General features: G+C 60.1%; 22 protein-coding genes and 1 pseudogene. 13 read left to right on the top strand and 10 right to left on the bottom strand.

Annotated elements, in window-relative coordinates; genetic code table 11:
• Positions 1-10: 10 nt before the first annotated feature.
• The 6 genes and pseudogenes from EDC28_RS00530 to EDC28_RS00505 form a co-directional block, all read right to left on the bottom strand.
• Positions 11-1,657, bottom strand: a complete 1,647-nt coding sequence (locus EDC28_RS00530) for a sensor domain-containing diguanylate cyclase (protein WP_123420310.1) — start codon at positions 1,655-1,657, stop codon at positions 11-13.
• A 23-nt stretch (positions 1,658-1,680) separates the two neighbouring features.
• Positions 1,681-2,556: a patatin-like phospholipase family protein gene (locus EDC28_RS00525; protein ID WP_123420309.1), complete on the bottom strand. Its 876-nt coding sequence runs from the start codon at positions 2,554-2,556 to the stop codon at positions 1,681-1,683.
• 49 nt (positions 2,557-2,605) lie between these two features.
• Positions 2,606-3,088 (bottom strand): TspO/MBR family protein, encoded by a 483-nt coding sequence (locus EDC28_RS00520; protein ID WP_050657706.1) that lies wholly within the window; start codon positions 3,086-3,088, stop codon positions 2,606-2,608.
• 56 nt (positions 3,089-3,144) lie between these two features.
• Positions 3,145-3,498, bottom strand: a complete 354-nt coding sequence (locus EDC28_RS00515) for a cupredoxin domain-containing protein (RefSeq protein WP_050657705.1) — start codon at positions 3,496-3,498, stop codon at positions 3,145-3,147.
• Positions 3,492-4,133, bottom strand: a complete 642-nt coding sequence (locus EDC28_RS00510) for a class I SAM-dependent methyltransferase (protein WP_123420308.1) — start codon at positions 4,131-4,133, stop codon at positions 3,492-3,494. Before EDC28_RS00510 ends, EDC28_RS00515 begins: the two co-directional genes overlap by 7 nt.
• Positions 4,130-6,565: pseudogene (locus tag EDC28_RS00505) on the bottom strand (copper-translocating P-type ATPase). Before EDC28_RS00505 ends, EDC28_RS00510 begins: the two are co-directional and overlap by 4 nt.
• A gap of 110 nt (positions 6,566-6,675) precedes the next feature.
• Between EDC28_RS00505 and EDC28_RS00495 the strand changes: the two are divergent.
• Positions 6,676-6,903, top strand: coding sequence for a hypothetical protein (locus tag EDC28_RS00495; RefSeq protein WP_050657701.1), 228 nt, complete (start codon positions 6,676-6,678; stop codon positions 6,901-6,903).
• A 20-nt stretch (positions 6,904-6,923) separates the two neighbouring features.
• Here the strand turns inward: EDC28_RS00495 and EDC28_RS00490 are convergent, their stop codons facing one another.
• On the bottom strand, positions 6,924-7,664 hold the full coding sequence (locus tag EDC28_RS00490) for an outer membrane protein OmpK (protein WP_123420306.1): 741 nt from the start codon (positions 7,662-7,664) through the stop codon (positions 6,924-6,926).
• Positions 7,665-7,944: 280 nt separating this feature from the next.
• Here EDC28_RS00490 and EDC28_RS00485 point away from each other — a divergent pair, with 280 nt between their 5' ends.
• The 6 genes from EDC28_RS00485 to EDC28_RS00460 all read left to right on the top strand — a co-directional run bounded on the left by EDC28_RS00485 (position 7,945) and on the right by EDC28_RS00460 (position 14,213).
• Positions 7,945-9,447 (top strand): acetyl-CoA hydrolase/transferase family protein, encoded by a 1,503-nt coding sequence (locus EDC28_RS00485; RefSeq protein ID WP_123420305.1) that lies wholly within the window; start codon positions 7,945-7,947, stop codon positions 9,445-9,447.
• A 92-nt stretch (positions 9,448-9,539) separates the two neighbouring features.
• Positions 9,540-10,586, top strand: a complete 1,047-nt coding sequence (gene dinB, locus EDC28_RS00480) for a DNA polymerase IV (RefSeq protein WP_050657973.1) — start codon at positions 9,540-9,542, stop codon at positions 10,584-10,586.
• 92 nt (positions 10,587-10,678) lie between these two features.
• Positions 10,679-10,882: a hypothetical protein gene (locus EDC28_RS00475; RefSeq protein WP_050657698.1), complete on the top strand. Its 204-nt coding sequence runs from the start codon at positions 10,679-10,681 to the stop codon at positions 10,880-10,882.
• The gene (locus EDC28_RS00470; protein ID WP_050657697.1) at positions 10,879-11,127 is read left to right on the top strand and encodes a hypothetical protein; all 249 of its coding nucleotides are present in this window, start codon (positions 10,879-10,881) and stop codon (positions 11,125-11,127) included. The genes EDC28_RS00475 and EDC28_RS00470 overlap by 4 nt, the downstream gene beginning before the upstream one ends.
• Positions 11,128-11,132: 5 nt before the next feature.
• The gene (locus tag EDC28_RS00465) at positions 11,133-12,563 is read left to right on the top strand and encodes a PepSY-associated TM helix domain-containing protein (protein WP_244946528.1); all 1,431 of its coding nucleotides are present in this window, start codon (positions 11,133-11,135) and stop codon (positions 12,561-12,563) included.
• Positions 12,564-12,671: 108 nt separating this feature from the next.
• Positions 12,672-14,213: a M17 family metallopeptidase gene (locus tag EDC28_RS00460; RefSeq protein ID WP_123420303.1), complete on the top strand. Its 1,542-nt coding sequence runs from the start codon at positions 12,672-12,674 to the stop codon at positions 14,211-14,213.
• Between the two features lie 63 nt (positions 14,214-14,276).
• Here the strand turns inward: EDC28_RS00460 and EDC28_RS20210 are convergent, their stop codons facing one another.
• On the bottom strand, positions 14,277-14,771 hold the full coding sequence (locus EDC28_RS20210) for a hypothetical protein (protein WP_211355705.1): 495 nt from the start codon (positions 14,769-14,771) through the stop codon (positions 14,277-14,279).
• A 27-nt stretch (positions 14,772-14,798) separates the two neighbouring features.
• Here EDC28_RS20210 and pstS point away from each other — a divergent pair, with 27 nt between their 5' ends.
• The 6 genes from pstS (at position 14,799) to gpt (ending at position 20,421) form a co-directional block, all read left to right on the top strand.
• Complete coding sequence (gene pstS / locus EDC28_RS00455) at positions 14,799-15,842, top strand: phosphate ABC transporter substrate-binding protein PstS (RefSeq protein WP_050657694.1); 1,044 nt, start codon at positions 14,799-14,801, stop codon at positions 15,840-15,842.
• A gap of 76 nt (positions 15,843-15,918) precedes the next feature.
• The gene (gene pstC, locus EDC28_RS00450) at positions 15,919-16,854 is read left to right on the top strand and encodes a phosphate ABC transporter permease subunit PstC (protein WP_050657693.1); all 936 of its coding nucleotides are present in this window, start codon (positions 15,919-15,921) and stop codon (positions 16,852-16,854) included.
• Entirely contained in the window at positions 16,851-17,684 is an 834-nt protein-coding gene (gene pstA, locus EDC28_RS00445) for a phosphate ABC transporter permease PstA (RefSeq protein ID WP_050657692.1), read from the top strand. Before pstC ends, pstA begins: the two co-directional genes overlap by 4 nt.
• Complete coding sequence (gene pstB, locus EDC28_RS00440; RefSeq protein WP_050657691.1) at positions 17,684-18,484, top strand: phosphate ABC transporter ATP-binding protein PstB; 801 nt, start codon at positions 17,684-17,686, stop codon at positions 18,482-18,484. Before pstA ends, pstB begins: the two co-directional genes overlap by 1 nt.
• A 130-nt stretch (positions 18,485-18,614) precedes the next feature.
• Positions 18,615-19,946 carry an NCS2 family permease gene (locus EDC28_RS00435; protein ID WP_336391486.1) on the top strand — a complete coding sequence of 444 codons (1,332 nt, stop codon included), beginning with the start codon at positions 18,615-18,617 and terminating at the stop codon, positions 19,944-19,946.
• Between the two features lie 4 nt (positions 19,947-19,950).
• Positions 19,951-20,421 (top strand): xanthine phosphoribosyltransferase, encoded by a 471-nt coding sequence (gene gpt / locus EDC28_RS00430; RefSeq protein WP_050657689.1) that lies wholly within the window; start codon positions 19,951-19,953, stop codon positions 20,419-20,421.
• Between the two features lie 28 nt (positions 20,422-20,449).
• On the opposite strand, the gene EDC28_RS00425 is transcribed toward gpt, so the two are convergent.
• Both EDC28_RS00425 and EDC28_RS00420 read right to left on the bottom strand, forming a co-directional pair.
• Complete coding sequence (locus EDC28_RS00425) at positions 20,450-21,100, bottom strand: HAD family hydrolase (RefSeq protein WP_170163979.1); 651 nt, start codon at positions 21,098-21,100, stop codon at positions 20,450-20,452.
• 84 nt (positions 21,101-21,184) lie between these two features.
• Positions 21,185-22,726: a methyl-accepting chemotaxis protein gene (locus EDC28_RS00420; protein ID WP_050657687.1), complete on the bottom strand. Its 1,542-nt coding sequence runs from the start codon at positions 22,724-22,726 to the stop codon at positions 21,185-21,187.
• Positions 22,727-22,821: the final 95 nt, after the last annotated feature.

Raw genomic sequence — 22,821 nt, 5'->3', positions numbered from 1 at the left:
GGTGGGCGATTTAGTCGGCGGTCCACACTTGGTTACGGCCGTGGCGTTTGGCTTGATAGACCGCCTGGTCGGCCCGTTTTACCAAGGCGGTGGGGTCCTTGTCATCCGCGCTGACGGTGGCAACCCCGATACTCAATGTTGCACTAAATTGCCCCTGGCGGCCGTCGTCCAGGGCCATGGCGGCAAATTGCTGGCACAGCTGCTGGGCGGCCTGGGCTGCCCCTTTGGCCTCAGTGCCCGTTAGCAGCACCAAAAACTCCTCGCCGCCGATGCGTCCGGCCACATCGGTGCGCCGCAGCGATTGGCCAAACAGCGCCGCCAGCACTTTAAGCACCTCGTCTCCCACTGGGTGGCCGTGGCCGTCGTTGATGGCCTTGAAGTGGTCAATGTCGATAAGCAGCAGCGAAAAGGGCGTCTGGTAGCGCTGGAATTGGTGGAAGGTATCGTCGATGACCTTAAACAAATGGCGGCGGTTGAAAAGCCCGGTCAGCTCATCGGTGATGGACAATATCCGCAGCTGCTCTTCAAGGTGCTTGCGCTCGGTGATGTCGGTAATGATGCCGTGCCAGAGGATGGTGCCGTCTTCGAGTTTCTCCGGCACCGCGTTACCTTCTACCCAGATCTGCCGGTCATCCAGCTTGACCCGGTACTGGCAGTGCCATTTGCCCAGGGTGCGGGCAGAGCTGCGGATGCTGTCGGCTACCGCTTCGGCATCATCGGGGTGGAGCCGCTCAAACACCAGGCTGGCATCAGAGGTGACCTGCTGCGGCGACAAGCCGTAAATGGCGCGGATCCCTTGGCTGGCATAGGGGAACCAGGAATGGCCATCAGGGCCCAGGGCGTATTGGTAAATCACCCCCGGCACGCTTTGGGCCAGTTTATTGAGGCGCTCTTCGGCCAGGCGCGACTCGGTGATGTCGATATGGGTGCCGGTAACCAGCAAGGGGTGGCCGTCGCTGTCGCGGCTGGTGAGCTGGCCTCGGTCGTGTACCCACACCCAATGGCCGTCCTTGTGGCGCAGCCGGCAAATCTGTTCGTAAAAAGGCAGCTTGCCAGCAAAATGCAGGGCCAGCTTTTCGTCGGAAAAGACAATGTCGTCGGGGTGGGCCAGGGTCTTGAACACCTCGCCGCTCATGGGCTCGAGCTCGGCCCGGGTGTAACCGAGCATCTGCGCCCAGCGCTCGTTGATGCGGGTTTGGTCGGTCTGCACGTTCCACTCCCAGGTGCCGGCCCGGGTGCCGTTGATAATGGCTTCAAGGCGAGCGTTTTGGTCCCGAAGCTCGGCCCTGTCCTGGACGGTGCCGGAAATGTCTTTGATGAACACCAAAAAGCCGATGGGGCTTTGCTTCGGGTCAAGGCGCGGCTCCAGGCTCACTTTCAGGTGCCGGGTTTCACCCTGGCCGCTTTGCTCGACCTGCAAGCCGGCAAGGCTTGCCTGGGGGCTGGTGGCCAGCGACACAAGATAAGGAGCAATAGCCGGTAGCAGCATCGCCAGTGCCAAACCCTCGGGGCGCTCTACCCCCAGCGCCTGGCAGGCGGCAGGGTTGGCAAAGCTCACCTTGTGCTGGGCATCGGTCAGCAGCACCCCTTCGCCGAGCTTATCGAGGATATGGCTCAGTTCTTGGGGTGAGGTGTTTGATGGGATGGGCGAATGCAAAGGCGGTGGCTACCTGGGAAAAACTAAGGAAGGGTTTCGAGTCTGCCTGAGGGGGCGCTGGGCTGTCCAGATTCCCAGGCGGCCTGGCCACTGGCAAGGCCCATGGCGTAACCGGCGTCGAGGCGGGCTTTGTCGGTGGTGGTGCGCCCGACCTTAAAGCCATCCCCGGGGGCTATGACCCGCACTTTGCAATCGGCCGGGGGCCGCTCGATAAAATCGATGGCAGCGTTATAGCTTAGATGGCGGTTGACCATGGCCTCGGCGAGAGCCGGGTAGCCTGTTAGCAGCCTTTTGGTGAGCCAGGGCGCCTTGGCGGGCTTTTTGCGATAGCCAAGGGGCCGCGATAGCACCACGGTGATGTCGCGCGCCCCTTTGTTGTATGCCTCGATAACCGGAATGGAGTCGGCCACGCCGCCGTCGGTCATGGCAATGCCGTCAAGGCAGGGGTTGCTGCGGTAGGCCAGGGGCACGGCGCAAGAGGCTTTGAGCAGCTGTTCCAGGTTGCCCGCATCGGCCTTGATATAGGCGGCCTTGCCGTTATCTACCCGGGTGGTGACCACATAAAGGGGCACCGGCTGGGCGGCAAAGGCGTCGAGATCCAGGCGGATTTCGCGGATGGTCACCTCCCACAGCCAGTCGAGGTCGAGCCAGTGGCCGCCCCTTAAAAAGCGGCCAAGGGAGATAAACTCGGGCCGGCAGGAGTAGTCGGTGATCACCTTGTAGTTACGGCGCTGCTGCCCGGCAAGCCAAGCGGCAAGGTTGGTCGAACCGGCCGAGACCCCCAGGCAAAAATCGAAGGGACGGTAGCGGTGTTCTAAAAAGGCATCGAGGACGCCAGTGGCGAAGATGCCGCGCATGGCGCCGCCTTCCACCACCAGCGCCCGGCTGGGCTGCTGCATCGTTGGTCCTGCAAGGTTTTGGGCCAGTGTACCCAAAGCCGGGCTCGACTTAACCCAGTAAATGGCTGTTGCCTTGCCAGAGGCTGAAGGTCAGCAAGGCGGCAAAGCTCACCCAGGCCAAATAGGGCACCAGCAGCCAGGCAGCCAGGCGATTTACCGGGTAAAAGCCGCGAATGCAGGCGCCAATCAGCACCAGTAGCGCCAGCACATCCAGCATCGCCAGGGCGCCCTGGTGCCAGCTGAAGAACAGCCAGGACCACAGGGCGTTGACCCCCAGTTGCAGCAAAAACAGCCGCTGGGGCCACTTTTGTTTGCCGGGGCTTTGGCCGTAGCGCCACAGGGACAGGGCCATCATCAGGTACAGGGCGGTCCACACCGGGCCGAACAGCCAAGGAGGCGGCGCCCAGGACGGTTGGCTAAGGCTGGCATAAAAGACTTTGGCATCCACCGATGCCATGGCCCCGAGGGCGCCGGTGATGCCAACCAGCACCAGGCAGATCAGTAAAGACAGGAGTTTGTGTTGTGAGCTCATACGATTAGCGCCATTTTTTCAGGCTCTTACGGCGCTAATCAGCCTTTGGATCGCCGCTATTTCACCACCAGGGTGCCGCGGTACATGTTCATCTGGCAATGAAACACGTATTCCCCCGGCGCCAGGGGCGGCAAGGTGAGGGTGTGGGGCTTGCCGATGGGCAGTTCGGTGCTGGCGTCTACCCCGTCAAACAGCACCCACTGGGCGCAGGCCGAGGCGTCTTTTCGCAAAAAAGTCAGGGTGATGGGCTGGCCGGCCGGGCGCACCGGCCGCTCGGGCTCGTACACGCCGCCGTCCACTACGATGGTGGCCTCGCTATTGCCTGGGGTGGCCTTGCTGGCGCCCTTGCGGGGCCAAAACCAGAACACCACAAAGGCGATGGCCAACAGGCCGATAAGGTTGACTAACATGCTGCCTCCTTGATGGCGGTAAAGATAAGCGCTTCTTTTTCCAAGACATTGCCAAGGATGGTTACGCTGCGCTCGGGCCTTTTTTGCCAACTGACCCGAAAACCACAGCTCTCAAGGGCGCTGGCGAGCTCGGGGCCATCAAAAAAACAAAAGCCCTCGGCAAACTGCGGCTGGCCGGCCATGGTGGCCCTGGAACGCACCCCCAGCACCAAAGTGCCGCCCAGTTTCAGGCAGCGGTTAAGCTGCGCCAGGGCTGGTGCCAAGGGCTGCCAGAAATACGCGGTGTTGATGGTCAGCACCTTGTCAAAAAGCTGGGCTGGGGTAAAAGCCAGCAGGTCGCCTTCCATAAAGGCAAGCTGCGGGTGAGGCTTTTCGCGGGCGGCCGCCACCATGGCGCTGGCGCTATCAAGGCCCAGGTAGCGGCAATGGGGCAAACCAGCCAACAGATCCGCCGCATGGGCGCCGTTGCCGGGGCCCACTTCTAAAAGCTGCTCGCCGTCCACCAGGGCCAAGGCCTCTTGGCAGTACTGGATGATTTGCGCATTGGTCTTATTCATCCCCTCGGCCACTTTCAGGCCGAGGGCGCCTTCGGGCTGGCGCAGCTGGCGGCCCAGTTCCTCTGGGGTCACGCTCATGCCTTGCCTGCCCCTTTGAAAAAGCGCAGTCGGTTGGCGTTACTCACTACCGTCACCGAAGACAGCGCCATGGCCGCCCCTGCCACCACCGGGCTGAGCAGCCAGCCGGTGAAGGGATACAACAGGCCCGCCGCCAGGGGAATGCCCAGGCTGTTGTAGATAAAGGCGCCGAACAGGTTTTGCTTGATGTTGCCGATAGTGGCGCGAGAGATGGCGATGGCGTCTTCCACCACCAGCAACGAGCCGCGCATCAGGGTCAAATCTGCCGATTCCATGGCCACGTCGGTGCCAGTGCCCATGGCCATGCCCACATTGGCGGCAGCCAGGGCCGGGGCGTCGTTGATGCCGTCGCCGACCATGGCAACGCTACGCCCCTCGCTTTGCAGCCGGGTGATGGTCTCGGCCTTTTGCTCGGGAAGCACTTCGGCAATCACCTCGTCGATACCGAGCTTGCGGGCTACCGCTTCGGCGGTGCCCTGGCGGTCACCGGACAACAGCACCAGCCGCAGTCCCTGTTTTTTGAGGCCATCAAGGGCAGCCTGGGTGTCGTGCTTGATGGGGTCGGCCACGGCAAAGACCGCCAGCAGTGCATCGCCACGGGCCAGATACACCGGGGTGGCGCCTTGCTCCATCATGGCGTTTGTTGCGCTTTCGCCAGCGTCTAGGGCGATGTGGTACTGGGCCATCAGCTTGTGGTTACCCAGCAGCAGCGGCGCGCCATCAAGGCTGGCTTTAACCCCTTTGCCGGCCAGGGTGTCAAAGTCGTGCAGAGCGGCGGCCTCTACCTCCCCCGCCCATTCCAGCAGGGCACTGGCCAATGGGTGTTCGGAGCCTTGCTCCAGGGCTTTGACCAGGGGCTTGATGTCGGTGTCGGTAAAGGTATTAACTTCCACCACCTGGGGCTTGCCCTCGGTGAGGGTACCGGTTTTATCCAGCACCAGGGTGTCGATGTGGCTGAGGGTTTGCAGCGCCTCGCCGTTACGAATCAGCACACCGGCCTCGGCGGCCTTGCCGACCCCCACCATCACCGACATCGGCGTGGCAAGGCCAAGGGCGCAGGGGCAGGCGATAATGAGCACCGAGGTCAGCACCACCAGGGCGTGGCTGACCGCCGGGGCTGGCCCCAGGTTGTACCAGACCAGGGTGGCGACCAGGGCCAGCACCATCACCACCGGTACAAACACGGCGGCAATGTTGTCGGCCAGGCGGCCGATGCTGGGCCGCGATCCCTGGGCTTTTTTCACCTGCTCGATGATGCGGGCCAAGGCGGTGTCTTTGCCGACACCGGTGGCGGTAAAGACCAGGGTGCCTTTTTCCAGCAAGGTGCCGGCTTTAAGGCTGGCACCGGCAGCCTTTTCCTGAGCCAGGGGCTCGCCGGTGAGCATGCTCTCGTTAACAAGGCCGCTGCCTTCAACCACTTCGCCATCTACCGGCACTGTCTCGCCGGGGCGCAGCCGAAGCTTGTCGCCCTTGGCCACCGCCGCGACCGGGATGTCCGATTCTTGCTTGCCGCGGATCACCCGGGCGGTCTTGGCCTTGAGATCCAAGAGCCGCCGCAAAGCCTGAGAGGTTTTGCCCCGGGCCCGCGCTTCTAAGGCCTGGCCTAGGTTGATAAGGCCGACGATCATCACGCTGGCTTCAAAATAAAGGTGGCGCGCCTCGCCAGGGAAACTTTGGGGCAGCAGCAACACCGCCATGGAATAGAGCCAGGCGGCGCCAGTGCCAAGGGCGATAAGGGTGTCCATATTGGCCTGATGGTGGCCAAAGGCCTTGAAGGCGCCCCGGTAAAAGTGGCCACCGGCCAGCACCATGATGGCAAGGGTCACCAGGCCAATCAGGCCCCAGACAAGGCGGCTGGTGGGGCTTATTGCCATCATTTCGCCGCCCAGCAGCCCCCAGAGCATTAAGGGCACACCCAAAGCCAAGCCGGCGCCGCATTGCCACCAGAGTTTTTTCAGGTGAGCGGCTTCGGCTTGGGCCTGGGTGTCCAGATCGCTCTCGTCGTCGCCGCTTAGCTCACGGGCGTCGTAACCGGCGGCCTGAATAGCACTGATAAGGGTTGCGCTGTCGGCGCTGCCATCAATATGGGCGCTGCGATCGGCCAGGTTAACCTGGGCCTGGTCCACGCCATCGACCCCGTCCAGGGCCTTTTCAATGGCGCGTACACAACCGGCGCAGCTCACCCCCAGCAGCGCCAAGTGCACATGCTGGCTCATGGCTTACTCCTTGATAAGTTCGGCGCTAAAGCCAGCGTCTTCAATGGCTTTGATAACGGCGGCGCTTGCGGCGGTGCCGGTTACCTTGGCCTGATGTTCGGCAAGGCTGACTTCAAATTCGCTGACGCCAGCAAGCCCGCCCAGGGCAGTTTCAACGGCGCTGACACAGCCGCCACAGCTGATGGACGGCAGGGCAATATGCATGGTGTTGGACATAACAACCTCCTTGGATGATGCCCTTAGGCTAAACCCTGGAGTTGGTTCAAGGTCAAGTGCTTGAGTGCAGACGCGCTGTTGATTATTATCCGCGCAGCCAAGGAGGGCTTATGTACTGGATCATCCTGCGATTTCTGCTGTTTACCTTATGGCTGTTCCCGCTGTGGCGGGGCTGTCGCAAACGCCACAGCGACGACAAGCCCTGGCTGTTTATCCTGCTGTTAACCTTGCTGACCCTGGCCTGGGCCGAACTGGCCCCCACCCAGGAATGGCAAACCCTGCTGCTGTGGTTTTTGCTGCCCTGGCTGAGCCTGATGGTGAGCCGGGCCGGGCGTTAAAAAGGGCCCGCAGGCCCTTTTTAGAAGTGGTATTTGACCAGCAGGTTGGTCACGCTCTGGGTGGTTTTAAAATCGTCGGTGTCTTTGATACCGAAGCGATGCTTCCAGTAGTCGTACTCGATACCCACAAACAGCTTGTCCTTCTTCAGCCCCAGCACCTGGCCCAGGTCGTATTTGAGCTGCGGGTTGAAGTGGACGTTGTGGTGATAGCTCTGGTCGCTGTCCACTACCCAGTCGATGAAACCGTCAAAGACGATTTGGCTTTGGCCAACCGGGAAGTGCATACGCCAGGTGGGGGTGACCTGAAAGGTGTCACCGTCGTGGCGGCCACGTGGCAGGCGCTTATAGAAGTTGAGCTGGAAGTAATCGAACCCCGGCAGTTTGAGATCAAAACCCGGGCCCACCAGCAGGGTGTTGACGTTGCCTTCACCAAACTCGTAGGTGGTGGCCAGCAGCACATCGCTCACCACGCCAAAAGACAGGTCCTTGCCGGTCAGCTTGCCGGCGCTAAAGCGCGGGCTGAATTCGCCGTACAGGGTTTTGTTGTCGCCTTTGACACCGTTGAAACGGGTGCCGTCGGTAAAGAAGAACACATCGCCGAAATCCCAGCCTGAGGCATGTTCGAAGGTCAGGGTCTGTTCGGTGCTGGGGTTAACGGTGAAGTGCTGGCCGTACAGGTAGGTCAGGCTGTTGTCTTGCCATTGCATGCCAGCAAAGGCGGCAGGGCTGGCCAAAACGGTGGCCAAAAGCAGTGCGCGCATCGGGGTCTCCTCAAAAAGTGGCGCACAGTCTATTGGCCCATTACAAAAACGCAATCGCTTTCCCCGGCCAAGCCAGGGAAATGTGAGCTTTGCCCGCTAAAGCCCCGGGTTTAACCGCTCGCTGATTTCGCAAAAGCCATTTACGCGCACGGGACTTGTCTGCCTCGAACGTCGGCGTAAACTGTTGCGCACGCAAAGGTACCCCTACATTTTATAAGGGCTCTTCAAGGCCTGCCTCGGGGACCGCCCTACAGCAACAACCACAGTGCGGAGAAGTTTCATGGTTGAACAGCGTTGTCGCCTGCCCGGATGGCAGGATTTGGTTATGTCTGCCGAGCAGGCTGCCGAGCTTATCCAAGACGGCATGATAGTGGGCATGAGCGGCTTTACCCGGGCTGGCGAGGCCAAAGCGGTGCCCTTGGCCCTGGCCCAGCGCGCCCATGAAAAACCTTTCTCCATTACCCTGATGACCGGCGCCTCCCTCGGCAACGATCTCGACGCCAAGCTCACCGAGGCCAAAGTGCTGGCCCGCCGCATGCCGTTCCAGGTGGATAGCACCTTGCGCAAGGCCATCAACGCCGGCGAAGTGATGTTTATCGACCAGCACCTCTCGGAAACCGTAGAGCTGCTGCGCAACAAGCAGCTGGGCAAGATGGACGTGGCGGTAATAGAGGCCTGCGCCATTACCGAAGAGGGCGGCATCGTGCCCACCACCTCGGTGGGTAACTCCGCCAGTTACGCCATTTTGGCCGACAAGGTGATCATTGAACTGAATCTGGCCAGCCCCGCTGGCCTGGAAGGGCTGCACGACATTTACATTCCCCAGATGCGCCCCAACCGCCAGCCCATTCCGGTGGTGGCCCCGGACAGCCGCATCGGCACCCCGTATATTCCTATCGATGCCAGCAAAATTGCCGCCATCGTTATCACCGAAGGCAAAGACAGCCCCTCCAACGTGCTGCCCGCCGACAGCGAAACCCAGGCCATTGCCGACCACCTTATTCGGTTCTTTAAAGAAGAAATTGACGCAGGACGGCTCACCGAATCCTTGCTGCCGCTGCAGGCCGGTATCGGCACCATGGCCAACGCGGTGATGGAAGGCCTGATTGAAGGCCCCTTCGATCGCCTGACCATGTACTCCGAGGTGCTGCAAGACTCCACCTTCGATCTGCTCGACTCAGGCAAGCTCACCTTTGCCTCCGGCTCTTCCATCACCCTGTCGCCCAAGCGCAACGACCAGGTGATGCGCGAGCTGGACAAGTACCGCAACCGCTTGATCTTGCGGCCCCAGGAGCTGTCCAACCACCCGGGTATCGTGCGTCGCCTTGGCATCATCGCCATCAATACCGCCCTGGAAGCGGATATCTACGGCAACGTTAACTCCACCCATGTCTGCGGCACCCGCATGATGAACGGCATCGGCGGCTCGGGGGATTTTGCCCGTAACAGCCAGCTGTCGATTTTCGTTACCAAATCCATCGCCAAGGGCGGCGATATTTCGAGCTTTGTGCCCTTTGTCAGCCATGTAGACCACACCGAGCACGACGTAGACATTCTGGTCTCCGAGCAGGGCCTGGCTGACCTTCGCGGCCTGGCGCCCCGCGAGCGGGCCCGGGTTATCATCGACAACTGCGTGGCGCCTTTGTACCGCCCGGCCCTTAACCGCTACTTTGCCGAGGCCTGCGCCCGGGGCGGCCACACCCCGCACTGCCTGGAAAAAGCCCTTTCCTGGCATCAGGCCCTCAATACCGAAGGCAACATGCGCAGCCTGTTGGCCGAATAAAAAGGAGGCGCCGCAAGGCGCCTTTTTTGTTGTTGCACTTGTTTGAGGCGGCGCTAGAATACAAAAATACTGTTTTTATATACAGGCTTTGTGTGCGCAAGATCATTCATGTGGACATGGACTGCTTCTTTGCCGCTGTGGAGATGCGGGACAACCCGGCCCTCAAATCGGTGCCGCTGGCCATTGGCGGCAGCCGAGAGCAGCGCGGGGTCATTTCCACCTGTAATTACGAGGCTCGCAAATATGGGGTGCGCTCGGCCATGAGCACCCACAAGGCGCAGCTTTTGTGCCCCAAACTGGTATTGCTGCCGGGGCGGATGGGGGTCTACAAAGCGGTCAGCCAGCAAATTCGCGCCATCTTCGAGCGTTACAGCGACCTTATCGAGCCCCTTTCTCTGGACGAAGCCTACCTCGATGTGACCGACAGTCCCCATTTTAAGGGCTCGGCTTCCCTGATCGCCGAAGCCATCCGCGCCGATATTCGCCGCGAGCTCAACCTCACCGCCTCGGCCGGGGTGGCCCCCAACAAGTTTTTGGCCAAAATCGCCTCGGAAGAGAACAAGCCCGATGGCCTTTTTGTGCTGACCCCAGCGGCGGTGGCCGATTTTGTCAAAGACTTGCCCCTTCGCAAGATCCCAGGGGTGGGGCCAGCTACCGAGTCGCGGCTGGCGGCCCTTGGGCTCAAAACCTGCGCCGATATCCAGCGCTGCGACCAAGACTGGTTCGAGCTGCAATTTGGCAAATTTGGCCGGGCCCTTTATGAGCGGGCTTTTGGTATCGACGAGCGGGGGGTGACCGTTAGCCGGGAGCGAAAATCGGTGGGGGTGGAAACCACCCTGCCCAAAGATCTGGAGACCCTGGCGGCGGTGCGCCGGGTGGCCGATGAGCTGGCCCCGGAGCTTACCCGCCGCCTTGGGGAGCGGGCCATCGGCAAGGTGGGCGTAAAACTCAAGTTCAGCGATTTTACCCAAACCACCATGGAGCATGTCAGCGGCGAACTGGACCACGGGCTCTTTGACGCTTTGCTGGAGACGGCCTACCAGCGCGGCCAGGGCAAAGGGGTGCGGCTGGTGGGGCTTTTTGTCGGCTTGGCGGGGCAGGGGGTTATCCAGCAGCTCAAACTGCCTTTTGCCGAGTAATTCCTTCCTTTATCTATCCCTTTGTCTGTTCTAGTCCTTGCCTGGGCCTGCCTCATTCATGATAATGATAATAATTGTTGTTTGGAGGCTGCATGCTGGGCATAGGGACCTTGTTGGCGACCTGGTTGGGGTGGCACTACCGCCGGTATTTCTGGGCCGTTATTAGCGCAGTACTGATTGTGACGGTGCTGAGCGCCCTGGTGTTTGACGACAGCGCCCAGTGGGTTATGGCGCTGACTGGCGCCATGACCGGGCTGGTGCTGTGGCCGCTGCTGCTGCCAAGGAGGGCGCGATGACCCTGCGCTTGCTGGTGAGCCTGATTATTGGCGGGCTGCTGAGCTTGTCGTTGTCCCTTAACTGGTTCTTGCTGATGCCCATTGAAAACGGCAGCCGCCTGGCGGGCATTTTGCTGGCCGCCATGCCCATCTGGGCGCTGGTGGTGATGTTCATGCTGTGCGACGGCCGCCGCCTGCACCACGGAGTGGCCTCCTGGGGCGCCGCGCTGCTGCTCTCGGCCCTTGTTAATGGAGTGCTGTGGTGAGTTTTATGCGCCGCTACTGGACCCAGGTCCACAACTGGGTGGGGGTATTGATCACGCCGCCGCTGGCCATCATTTTCTTTACCGGCATTGTGCTGTTTTTTCACGACGCCCTCTATCAATGGGAGTTTGGGCGCCAAGGGCAACTGACGTTGCCTCAGGCCATGGACCAGGCCGCCAACCGGCTTGAGCAGCAGGGCATATTAAAAGAAGGCGGCAGTCTCTCTTTTTACCCGGCCGAGGAGGGCGGCTTCCCGCTGATGTACTACGGCGGCAAAGGCTACCAGGCCATTTTGGCTGACGGCACCGTGCTCAAAGACGCCATCCGGGGCAATGCTGGCCGCACCCTTTTAAACATCCATGATTCCCTGTCCTTGCCCATGGGCCTTTATCTTGCAGGCCTGGTGGCGGTTTTGATGCTGGTGCTGCTTATCAACGGCCTGGTGGTGCATTGGCCCAACCTCAAGCGCCAGTTCCAGCAGTACCGGCCCGATTCGGCCAAAGACAAATGGCTGGATCTTCACAAACTGGTGGGCATCGCCAGTCTGCCGTATCTGTTGATGTACGCCATCACCGGCGCCGCCTTTTGCCTGCTGGTTTTGTACCAGGCCTTGCTGCTGATGGGCCCTTACCAGGGGGACCGTAGCGCCTTGATGAATGACATGGGCTTTGCCCAGGTACCCCAAGCGGCCAAGGTGGCAGCGGCGCAGCTGCCGCCCTCGGCCCTTCTTGCCCAAAGCCAAGCACTTTTAGGGGCCCAGCCCAATCGCTTGACCATTGGCCCCTGGAAGGACCAAAACCAGCAGGTTATCGCTACCAGCAGCAGGGGCCGCGAGTTGGTCGAAACCCGCGAGATAATCTTTACCCCCGGCGCCAAGGCCCCTTTGAGTGATATCCGCCAGGACAACATGGACCCGTCACGGCTGATTTACGGCGCCTTTGTGGCTCTGCATTATGGGCACTTTGGTGGCATCACCCTTATTTGGCTGTTCAGCGCCTTAGGCATTGCTTGTCTTGGCATGCTCTTTGGCGGCGCCTTGCGGGCCCATGGCCGGCTGCCAAAAAGCGGCTGGCTTTATCACTACAACCGCAAATCTCTGGTGCTGGCCGGTAGCCTGCCACTGGGTACCCTGGCGCTGCTGCTGGCCGCCCGCTATTTGCCTATGGACAGCCCGGCGCGGTTCTGGGCCTTTCCCTGGGTGTTCTGGGTGGTGACTTTACTGCCGGTGCTCTGGCCCATGGCAGTTGGCACCGGGCGGCGCCGGGTGGCGTGTTTGTGGTGGACTGGCGGGCTTTTCGCCCTGGCAAGCCTTGGCTCCATTGCCTTGAAACAAGGGCCGGAGCTTTGGGCCTGGGCGCTTGCCCTAGTGGCCGGCACCCTGGTGCTGGGGGCTGGCGCCGCGCTACTGACCCGGCGCTTGTCGCCCCCTGCGTCCTAGCGCCGACACCAATATTTACAGTTCCCTAGTGCGGCGCGGCGGGCCGTCCCTTGGTTGCACCGGGGGACTGCCCTAGAATGGCTGCAAACTCAGTAACGGAAATCTCTTATGGCCTTTGCCAAACCACAACGTGAAGCCTCCTTCGAAGCCGCCCTTGAGAGCGGCCAATACGATGCCCTTATCCTTATTCACAGCCCCGGCGCAGCCCTGGCCGAGCCTCTGGCAAGCGTGCTGGCCGAGCACGCCCGTATCGATGCCCGGGTGGCCAGTGACAGCCTGTTGATCCCCGCCGCCAAACTGCCGGGCCAGCGCCTGATCAGCACCGCTACCGGCCCTTTGCTGCGCGATTACGACGATGTACGCCGCTTCTATGACGCCGGTAAAAAAGCCGCGGCCTTGGCCCTGTCTGCCGGTATCACCAAGCCTTTGCTGCAAGTGGCTGGCGTGCCGGACGACGAGCGCTACGCTCAGGCCGAATTGCTGTCTTTGCTGGGGTTCTGGCAAGGCCTGTGGCAGCCGCTGGAAGCGCGTGAAGCCCTGGGTGAAGCCGAAGTCGAGCCGGTTTCCCTGGTTGGGGTGCTGTCGGCCTCTTTGGATGTGGACGCCGCCGCCGCTATCGAAGCGGGCCGCCGCGCTGGCCGGGACCTGTGCGGTACCGAGCCCGAGCGCATGGCGCCCCTTAAATTTGCCGAATACTGCGAGAAGCTCTTTGCCGGCAGCCCGGTGAAGGTTTCCGTGCTGCGCGACACCGACACCCTCAAGCGCGACTACCCGCTAATGATGGCGGTGGCCCGCGCCAGCCTGGCGGTAGAGCGCCATGTGCCCTGCGTTATTCGCCTGGAATACCAAGGGGAAGGGGAGATTGAGAAGACCCTGCTGTTTGCCGGCAAGGGCGTGACTTACGACACCGGCGGCGCCGATTTGAAAGTGGGTGGCCATATGGCCGGCATGAGCCGCGACAAAGGCGGCGCTGCCGCCGTGGCCGGTTTTATGAAAACCCTGGCCGAGCTTAAGCCCCAGGGCATTAAGGCTATCGCCGAAATTGGCGCGGTGCGTAACTCCATCGGTGCCGACAGCTTTGTGGCGGATGAGATCATCACCAGCCACGGCGGGGTGCGGGTGCGCATCGGTAACACCGACGCCGAAGGGCGCCTGGTACTGGCCGACCTCCTCTCTCACCTGCGTGAAGCGGCGGTTGATGCGGTGGAGCCGGAAATTTTCTCCATCGCTACCCTTACCGGCCATGCCGCCCGTGCCCTTGGCCCTTACACTGCGGTGGTGGAAAACGGCCCGGCCCGCGAGCTTAACATCGGCCGCACCCTGGCTACCCTTGGCGACCTGTACGGCGACCCGGCTGACGTATCCCGTGTGCGCCGCGAAGACTACGCCTTTATTGCGCCGCGCACCCGTGCCGACGACGTGCTGAGCTGTAACAATGCCGGGTCTTCCGTTACCGCCCGTGGCCACCAGTTCCCCATGGCCTTTTTGGATATCGCCTCCGGCCTTGCCAAGCACGGCCTGGACAGTGCCCAGCCTATCCCCTACACCCATCTGGATATCGCCGGCTCCGGCATTGAAGGGGGCGACTGGCAACACGGCGCACCTTCTGCGGCCCCGGTGATCACCCTGGCCGCCAGTTACCTGCTTTAACGTAAGCGACAAGCCCACCCTCAAGGTGGGCTTTTTTCACCCTTATTTTGTAATTAAATTACTTTACGCCCGCGTAAACTGGTGTTTTAAGGATTTTTTGTTGGGTTTTATTGTAATAAAACTACATTTTGCTATACTGGCTTCGAGGTTGAGAAAACCTCCTCGTGCTAACTCCATGGATTGGGGGATAAGAATCTCCACGGAACCGAGATCAGGCGCCCAAGAGGGCAAGTGCCGAGAAGCCTGTGAACGAAATTGAGGAGCTGAACTATGAAAATCGTCTTTCCTTTTGCCAACCAGGGTGTTTTTCCGCCGGCCAAGGGTGAGCAGCGTAGCATGCCGCTGTTCCTCTACCCCACTCAGTGGTCCAAGGCACCAAAGAAAAAATAAAAAATCCTGTGATGACAAAAGGGGCCGCAAGGGCCCTTTTTTATTGGCTTTTTTCCCTTTCATACCCCCCGTCTCCAGCAACTGTCCTAAAGCTGTCACATAGCCGTCATCTTGCGATGGTAAAAAACTGCCGACCTGATGAAAAAAGGGGGCGCCAAGGCGTCTCATCTCACCAACTGGTTTTAGGATCTCGATATGAATAAGTTGCTTAAAGGTGTGGTACTTAGCTGCGCTGTTCTGGGTTCAGCCTCTGCTTTTGCAGACACCGTGATCAACGGCGCTGGCGCTACCTTCCCTTATCCTGTTTACGCCAAATGGGCCGAGCAATACAACAAGGAAACCGGCGTCAAACTGAACTACCAGGCTATCGGTTCTGGTGGTGGTATCAAACAAATCATCGCTAACACCGTTGACTTCGGTGCTTCCGATGCGCCGCTCGACAAAGCCGAGCTGGACAAGCAAGGCCTGGTACAGTTCCCGGCCGTTATGGGCTCCATCGTTGCCGTTGTTAACGTTCCTGGCATCAAAGCCGGTGAAATGAAACTGTCTGGCGAAGCCCTGGCTGACATCTACCTGGGCAAAGTAAAATTCTGGGACGACGCTGAGCTGAAAAAGCTGAACGGCGGCCTGAAACTGCCTCACCTGCCTATCTACGCCGTACACCGCTCTGACGGTTCCGGTACCAGCTACAACTTCACCGACTACCTGAGCCGCGTTTCTGGCGACTGGAAAGCCAACGTAGGCGTAGGTAAAGAAGTGGCTTGGCCGAAAGAAGCTCACCAGTTGGGCGGTAAAGGCAACGCCGGTGTCGCCAACTTCGTTAAGCGCACCAAGGGTTCTATCGGTTACGTTGAGTTTGCCTATGCCAAAACCAACGACCTGACCTACACCCAGATGCAAAACCAATCCGGCGCCTTTGTAGAGCCTTCCATGAAAGCCTTCATGGCCGCTGCTGCCAACGCCGATTGGGCCCACGCTCCTGGCTTCAAGCTGATCCTCAACGACCAGCCTGGTGCCGACTCCTGGCCGATGACTGCCGCTACTTTCATCCTGATGCACAAAGAGCAGGCTAACCCTGAGACTGCCAAGGAAGTGCTGAAGTTCTTCCAGTGGGGTTACGAGAAAGGCGACAAGCTGGCCACCGAGTTGGACTACGTACCGATGCCCGCCAATGTGGTCAAAATGGTTGAATCCATGTGGACCCAGGACATCAAAAACAATGGCAAAGCTGTTTACTAACAGTAAGTTGTCATGAAATTTACCCCCGTGTTCCGGCACGGGGGTTTCGTTGTTTGTAGAGCTGATACCTTTGACTATGAAAGCATTACTGCTCAAGGCATTCCCAGTGGATGGCGATGGATTCTTCCGTAAGGCCAGCATGGCCAGTGCAGGGCTCATCGCTGTATTGATGTTTGCTTTGCTGTTGTCGCTGGTGACAGGCGCCTGGCCGGCCCTTGAAAAGTTCGGCCTGGGATTCTTTTTCAGCAATGAATGGGACCCGGTAAACGAGCAATTCGGGGCCGCTAACGCCCTGTACGGCACCTTGGTGTCGTCGTTTATCGCCGTGTTGCTGGCCTTGCCCGTTGGCGTGGGTGTGGCCATCTTCCTGTCCGAGCTAAGCCCCAAATGGCTGTCCAAGCCATTGTCCATTGCCATTGAGCTGCTGGCCGCCGTGCCCAGCATCATCTACGGCATGTGGGGTCTCTTTGTGTTTGCCCCCTGGTTCTCTGAAGGGTTCCAGATGTGGGCTGGTGAGCATTTGGCAGAGCTGCCGGTTATCGGCAGCTTATTCAGTGGGCCCCCCATGGGTGTGGGACTTTTGACATCAGGCATCATTCTGGCCTTCATGATCCTGCCAATTCTGACCTCCCTTATCAAAGAGGCGCTCAGCACAGTGCCCAACGTACTGCGTGAAGCCACCTACGGTATCGGCGCTACCCAGTTCGAAGTGATTGCCAAGGTTTTGTTGCCCGCCATCAAGGGCCCCATTTTCGGCGCGCTGATCCTCGCGCTGGGAAGGGCTCTGGGGGAAACCATGGCCATTACCTTCGTCATTGGCGGCGCCCAGAGCATGGACGTCAGCCTGTTCATGCCGGCTACCTCGATTTCCGCCACCATCGCCGAGCAGTTCAACGAGGCCACCGGTGAGACGCACATCGCTTCTCTTATCGGCCTGGGCCTGGTGCTGTTCATGATCACCTTCGTGGTGATGGGTACAGCCCGGGTGCTGCTGCGGAGGAAAATGCAATGATCATGCGTAAAGCCAAGAACGTGCTGTTCAAGGCCTTCTGCCTGGGTGCCACCCTGCTGGGCCTGGGCGTATTGGTGTTGATCCTCTACACCCTCTTTGAAAAAGGCCTGGCCGGCATGAGCTGGTCGCTGTTTACCGAAGTCACCCCGGGCCCCGGCGGTGAAGGCGGCCTGGCCAACGCCATTATCGGCAGCGTGATGATGACCGCCCTGGGCATTGTGCTGGCGACCCCGATTGGGGTGCTGGCCGGTACCTGGCTGGCCGAGTTTGGCCAGAACTCCAAGACCGCCGACACCATCCGCTTTTTGAACGGCATGCTGATGAGCGCCCCTTCCATCCTGGTGGGCCTCTTCGTGTACCAACTGGTGGTGGTAGGCATGGGGCACTTCTCCGGCTGGGCCGGCAGTATCGCCCTTGCCATCATTGCCCTGCCCATCATCATCAGCACCACCGAAGAGATGCTCAAACTGGTGCCCCGTAACCTGCGTGAAGCCGGTGCCGGCCTTGGCACCCCGCGCTGGAAGGTGATTGTCAGCCTGTGCTATCGCAGCGTCGGTACCGGTATCGTGACCGGTATCTTGCTGTCGGTGGCGCGCATCAGCGGTGAAACGGCGCCTTTGCTGTTTACCGCTCTTAACTCCAGCTTTATGACCCTCAATCCCAATGAGCCTATGGCCAACCTGCCGGTAACCATTTACCAGTTCGCCATGAGCCCTTACGAATCCTGGAACCAACTGGCCTGGGCCGGCGCTTTGCTGATCACCATGGCCATCCTGCTTCTCAACATTTTGTCGCGGGTACTGCCGCAACTGAAAAAACGGAGGTCCTGATGAGCCAGGTCGCCCATATCCAGAATTACCAGGCTTCACCCCTTAAAAAACGCATGGACGTTCAAGGGCTGAATTTCTTCTACGGTAAGGACAAGCAGGCCCTGTTCGAAGTGAGCCTGCCTATCTACAAGAATCGCGTTACCGCGATGATCGGCCCGTCCGGCTGTGGCAAATCCACCCTGCTGCGCTGTTTGAACCGCATTTATGAGCTCTACCCCGGCCAGCGCGCCGAGGGCAACGTGCTGCTGGACGACAGCTGCGTGCTGACCAAAAAGGTGAGCCTGAACGACCTGCGCGCCAAGGTGGGCATGGTGTTCCAAAAGCCCACTCCCTTCCCGATGAGCATCTACGACAACATCGCTTTTGGTATCAAGCTCTATGAGAGCCTGTCCCGCAAGGAGATGGACAAGCGTGTGCGTGAGGCCCTGGAACAGGCCCAGCTGTGGAACGAAGTGAAAGACAAGCTCAACAGCGACGCCTCCAGCCTCTCTGGTGGCCAGCAGCAGCGCCTGTGTATCGCCCGCACCATCGCCCTCAAGCCCGAGGTGATTTTGATGGACGAGCCCACCTCGGCTCTGGACCCCATTGCCACCCAGGGTATCGAGGAGCTCATCAGCGAGCTGCGCAAGCACTACACCATCGTCATCGTGACCCACAACATGCAGCAGGCGCAGCGGATCTCCGACTACACCGCTTTTATGTACCTGGGCGAGCTCATCGAGTTCGGTGAAACCGAGCAGGTGTTCAAAAAACCGGTTAATGCCCGCACCAAAGATTATGTGCAGGGTACATTTGGTTAACCGAAAAGGCCGCGTAAGCGGCCTTTTTTATTAGCACTTTACCGACCAGGGGTTTTGGGTAACATGGTAGTAACCTGATGCAGCTCGGGAATGGCTGTTTCGCGCCTTGCAAAACGTTTGCCCTGCTTGGATAATCGCGCGCCATTCTCCGTCTTTGAGTGGCTCCCCCATGCTCGAAAAACTGTTCAAGCTCTCTGAGCTCGGCACCAATACCCGTCAGGAAGTGATAGCCGGTATCACCACTTTCTTGACCATGGCCTACATCATCTTCGTCAACCCGTCGGTACTGGCCAAGACCGGTATGGACCACGGCGCGATTTTCGTGGCCACCTGTCTGGCAGCCGCCTTTGGCTGTTTCGTGATGGGCTTTCTGGCCAACTACCCCATCGCCCTGGCACCGGGTATGGGCCTTAATGCCTTCTTTACCTACACCGTGGTTTTGCACGACCACTACAGCTGGGAAACCGCCCTGGGCGCGGTGTTCTTCAGTGGCTGTATCTTCGTGCTGCTGTCGCTGTTCAAAATTCGTGAGTGGATAATCAATTCCATACCCGGCGCGCTGAAGGTGGGGATAGCCGCTGGTATCGGCCTGTTCCTGGCCATGATTGGCCTCACTAACGCCGGTGTGGTGGTGGACAACCCGGCCACACTGGTGAGCCTGGGCGATCTGAGTAAACCCTCGGTGCTGCTGGCTATCCTCGGCTTTTTCCTGATTGTGGCGCTGGAGACGCGGCGGGTAAAAGGCGGGGTGCTGATTGCCATTTTGCTGATCACCGTGCTGGGGGTGGTGGCTGGCCTTACCGAATACCATGGCTTGGTGTCGGCGCCGCCGTCTCTGGCCCCCACTTTTGCCAAGATGGACTTGGCCGGCGCTTTTAGCCTCTCCATGCTGTCGGTGATTTTCGCCTTCTTGTTCGTGGACTTGTTCGACACCTCCGGCACCTTGCTGGCGGTCGCCCAAAAGGCCGATCTTCTTGATAAAAAGGGCAACCTGCCACGGCTTTCCAAGGCATTGTTGGCCGATTCTACCGCCACCATCGTCGGTGCCACTTTGGGTACTTCCACCACCACCTCTTATGTAGAAAGCACCGCTGGCGTTGCCGCCGGTGGCCGCAGCGGTCTGACCGCCGTTACCGTTGGGGTGTTGTTCCTGGCCGCGCTCTTTTTCGCGCCCTTGGCGGGCATGGTGCCGGCTTTTGCTACCGCCGGCGCCCTGGTGTACGTGGCGGTGCTGATGCTGACCAGCCTTCGCCACCTGGACTGGAATGACCTGACCGAAACGGTACCGGCAGCGGTGGTACTGATCATGATGCCGCTGACCTATTCCATCGCCACCGGCATTGCCCTTGGCTTTATCAGCTACGCCCTGGTCAAGGCTCTGGCCGGCCGCTTCAAAGAAGTGAGCCCGGCGGTGTGGGTGCTGGCGATGCTGTTCTTCTTGAAATTTGCTTTTGCAGGATGATGCTATGACAAAAAAATACCTGGTCACCTGGGAAGCCTTTCATCAGGCCGCCCGCGAACTGGCAGCCCGTCAGCTGCCTGCCGAGCAGTGGAAAGGCATAGTGGCGGTTACCCGTGGCGGCATGGCCCCGGCTCTGGTACTGGCCCGTGAACTGGGGGTGCACAACGTCGATACCGTGTGCATTTCCTCCTACGACCACGACGCCCAGCGCGGCCTGAACATCATCAAACCGGCCAGCGAGGCGGTGGGTGACGGTGAAGGCTGGCTGGTGGTGGACGACCTGGTCGACAGCGGCAATACCGCCCGCGCCCTGCGGGAAATGTACCCCAAGGCCAAGCTGGTGGCGGTGTTTGCCAAACCCAGCGGCAAGCCCCTTATCGACCAGTACGTGATTGATATTGCCCAGGACACCTGGATTGAGCAGCCCTGGGATATGGGCCCTGCCTTCCAAGCCCCCTTGTCCGGGCGCGACTGATAAAAAACCGGCCTCAAGGCCGGTTTTTTTATCGCCAGTGATACACCGGCCAGCCGCGCACTTCGGCGATGGCGGCAAGCTTTGGGTCAGGGGTCACCACATGGGCGCTATCGGCCAGGCTCAATAGCGCCAGATCGTTGATGGAATCGGAATAGGCGTGCAGCAGGGCCGGCTTTTCACCCAGATGCTGGGTCAGCCGCCAGGCCTTGCCGTGGCCGAGGCTGGGCACCCCCTGGCATTGGCCGGTAAAGACGCCACCCTCGACGGCAAGCTCGGTGGCTATCACTTCATCGAGCCCCAGCAGCCTACATACCCCTTCTACTATGGGAGCGATGGTGGCGGAGGCCACTATCACCCGGTGACCCTGCTGCTGGTGGCGCCTGACGGCGCTCATGGCGTCGGCTCGCACCTTGGGGGCCACTTCTTCTTTGGCAAAGGCATCCACCCAGGCGGCGACGGTATCGCGGTGCTGGCCGGTAAAAGGGGAGATGATAAATGCCAGGTATTCGTCCACTGGCAGGGCGCCTTCTACATAAAGGCGGTGCCAGTGGGCCAGTTTGCCGTGCAGGTCGTCCACGGCCCAGAGCCCCTGGCGGTGGGCCCAGAGGCCAAAACCATTGGCGCTGTCGGTATCAATCAGGGTGTGGTCGAGGTCGAATACGGCAACCTGCTGGGACATGGTGTTGGCTCCGGGTACGGCGTGGGGAGCCATGATAACAAAAAGGCCAGCCGTGATGGCTGGCCTTGAGAGGGGCGCTAACGCTTAGCCGAAGGTGCGGGCCAGGCCGGCGATGCGGTCGGTGTTTTTGTTGAGCAGCAGGCCGCTTTTTTCCAGCTCGTCCATGGCAAAGGAGGTGCTCTCGGACAAATCCTTGAGCCGCTGGATGTTGTCGTTGACCTCTACTGCTACCGCGGTTTGCTCTTCGGCGGCGGTGGCAATTTGCGCCGCCAAGTCGTTGATTTCGGCAACCCGGCCAAAGATGTCGTCCAGGGTCACTGTTACTGCCTGGGTGCCGTCCACGCAGCTTTGGGCGTGCTCGCGGTTGCGCTCCATCAGCTCGCGCCAGGAGTCGAGCATGCGGCGCATACCAGCCAGGCTATCGCGGATATTACCGGCCGACTGCTGGGTGCGGCTGGAAAGGGCGCGCACTTCGTCGGCCACCACCGCAAAGCCGCGGCCATGCTCGCCAGCCCGGGCCGCTTCGATGGCGGCGTTCAGGGCCAGCAGGTTGGTTTGGTCGGCAATGCCTTCAATCTCGCCCATGATGCTGGTGACCTTCTGGGTCTCGGCTTGCAGGGCCTCGGCGGCGCGGGCGGATTCTTCCACGTCATCTTGGAGTTTATTAATGCGCACCGCCGAGTCTTTCAGGGCGGTGCGGGCATTGTCGCACTGGGTATGGGTGTCGCGCACTTCGTCAGAGGTGTTCTGGCTGGAGCGGGCGATCTCCTGGATGGTGGCGGTCAGCTGGTTGATGGCCACCGCCATCTTGTTGGCTTCGTCTTCCTGGGCCTGCACTTCCTTGCGGGTGTGGGTAACGCTGCGCACCAGGTTGGTAGACACATCGCTCAGCGAATGGGTGGCGTCTTTGGTGCGGCCCAGCATGGCGGCGTTGCGGGACCAGTTCATCATGGCGTCAAAGCGCATGCCGGCGCCAAAGCCGTGGCCCACGTAGATGGCCTGGGACAGGTGCAAGTCGTGAAAATTGGTGGCCTTTTCGTCTTGAACCCACAACGGGCGCAGCCAGGCAAAGATGCCCAGTGCCGACACCAGGCCGCCAATACAGAAGGCAAGAGCGGTAGTAAAACCAAACACAAAGAAGGCGATAAGGCCCAGCACCAGCACCGGCAGGCCGCCAAAGCTAAAGCCGCGCAGGTCCACCAGTTTGCGGACCTTCTCGCCCTTGTTGATGCGGGCGTAGGCCTTTTCGGCTTTCTCGATAAGGTGGCGGGTCGCTTTGCGCCGCACCGACTGGAAGCCCACGCACTGCTTGCCTTCCATAATTGGGGTCAGGTAGGCATCCACCCAGTAATAGCGGCCATCCTTGCAGCGGTTTTTTACCATGCCGCGCCAGGGGCGGCCGGCCTTGAGCTTGGCCCAGACATCGGCAAAGGCCTCTGAGGGCATGTCCGGGTGGCGCACCAGGTTGTGAGGCTGGCCAATGAGCTCGGCTTCGCTGAAGCCCGAGACCTTGATGAAGGCGTCGTTGGCGTAGGTGATCACGCCACGCAGATCGGTGGTCGAGACCAGCTCTTCTCCCTCAGGTACCTGTACCTCTGAGTCGACGACAGGGAGATTCTTGCGCATAAGCTGTCTTCCTTGGGAAAGGTTCTATTGGCTAATATCGGCTAAACGGCCATGAACTTTAAGATATTCAACGCCTAACTGATATAGCCGAGGGC

Source organism: Gallaecimonas pentaromativorans, from assembly GCF_003751625.1.
In the GTDB taxonomy this organism is placed as follows: Bacteria; Pseudomonadota; Gammaproteobacteria; order Enterobacterales; family Gallaecimonadaceae; genus Gallaecimonas; species Gallaecimonas pentaromativorans.
The sequence above is the reverse complement of the archived record's forward strand: the minus strand, read 5'-3'. Positions and strand labels throughout refer to the sequence as shown.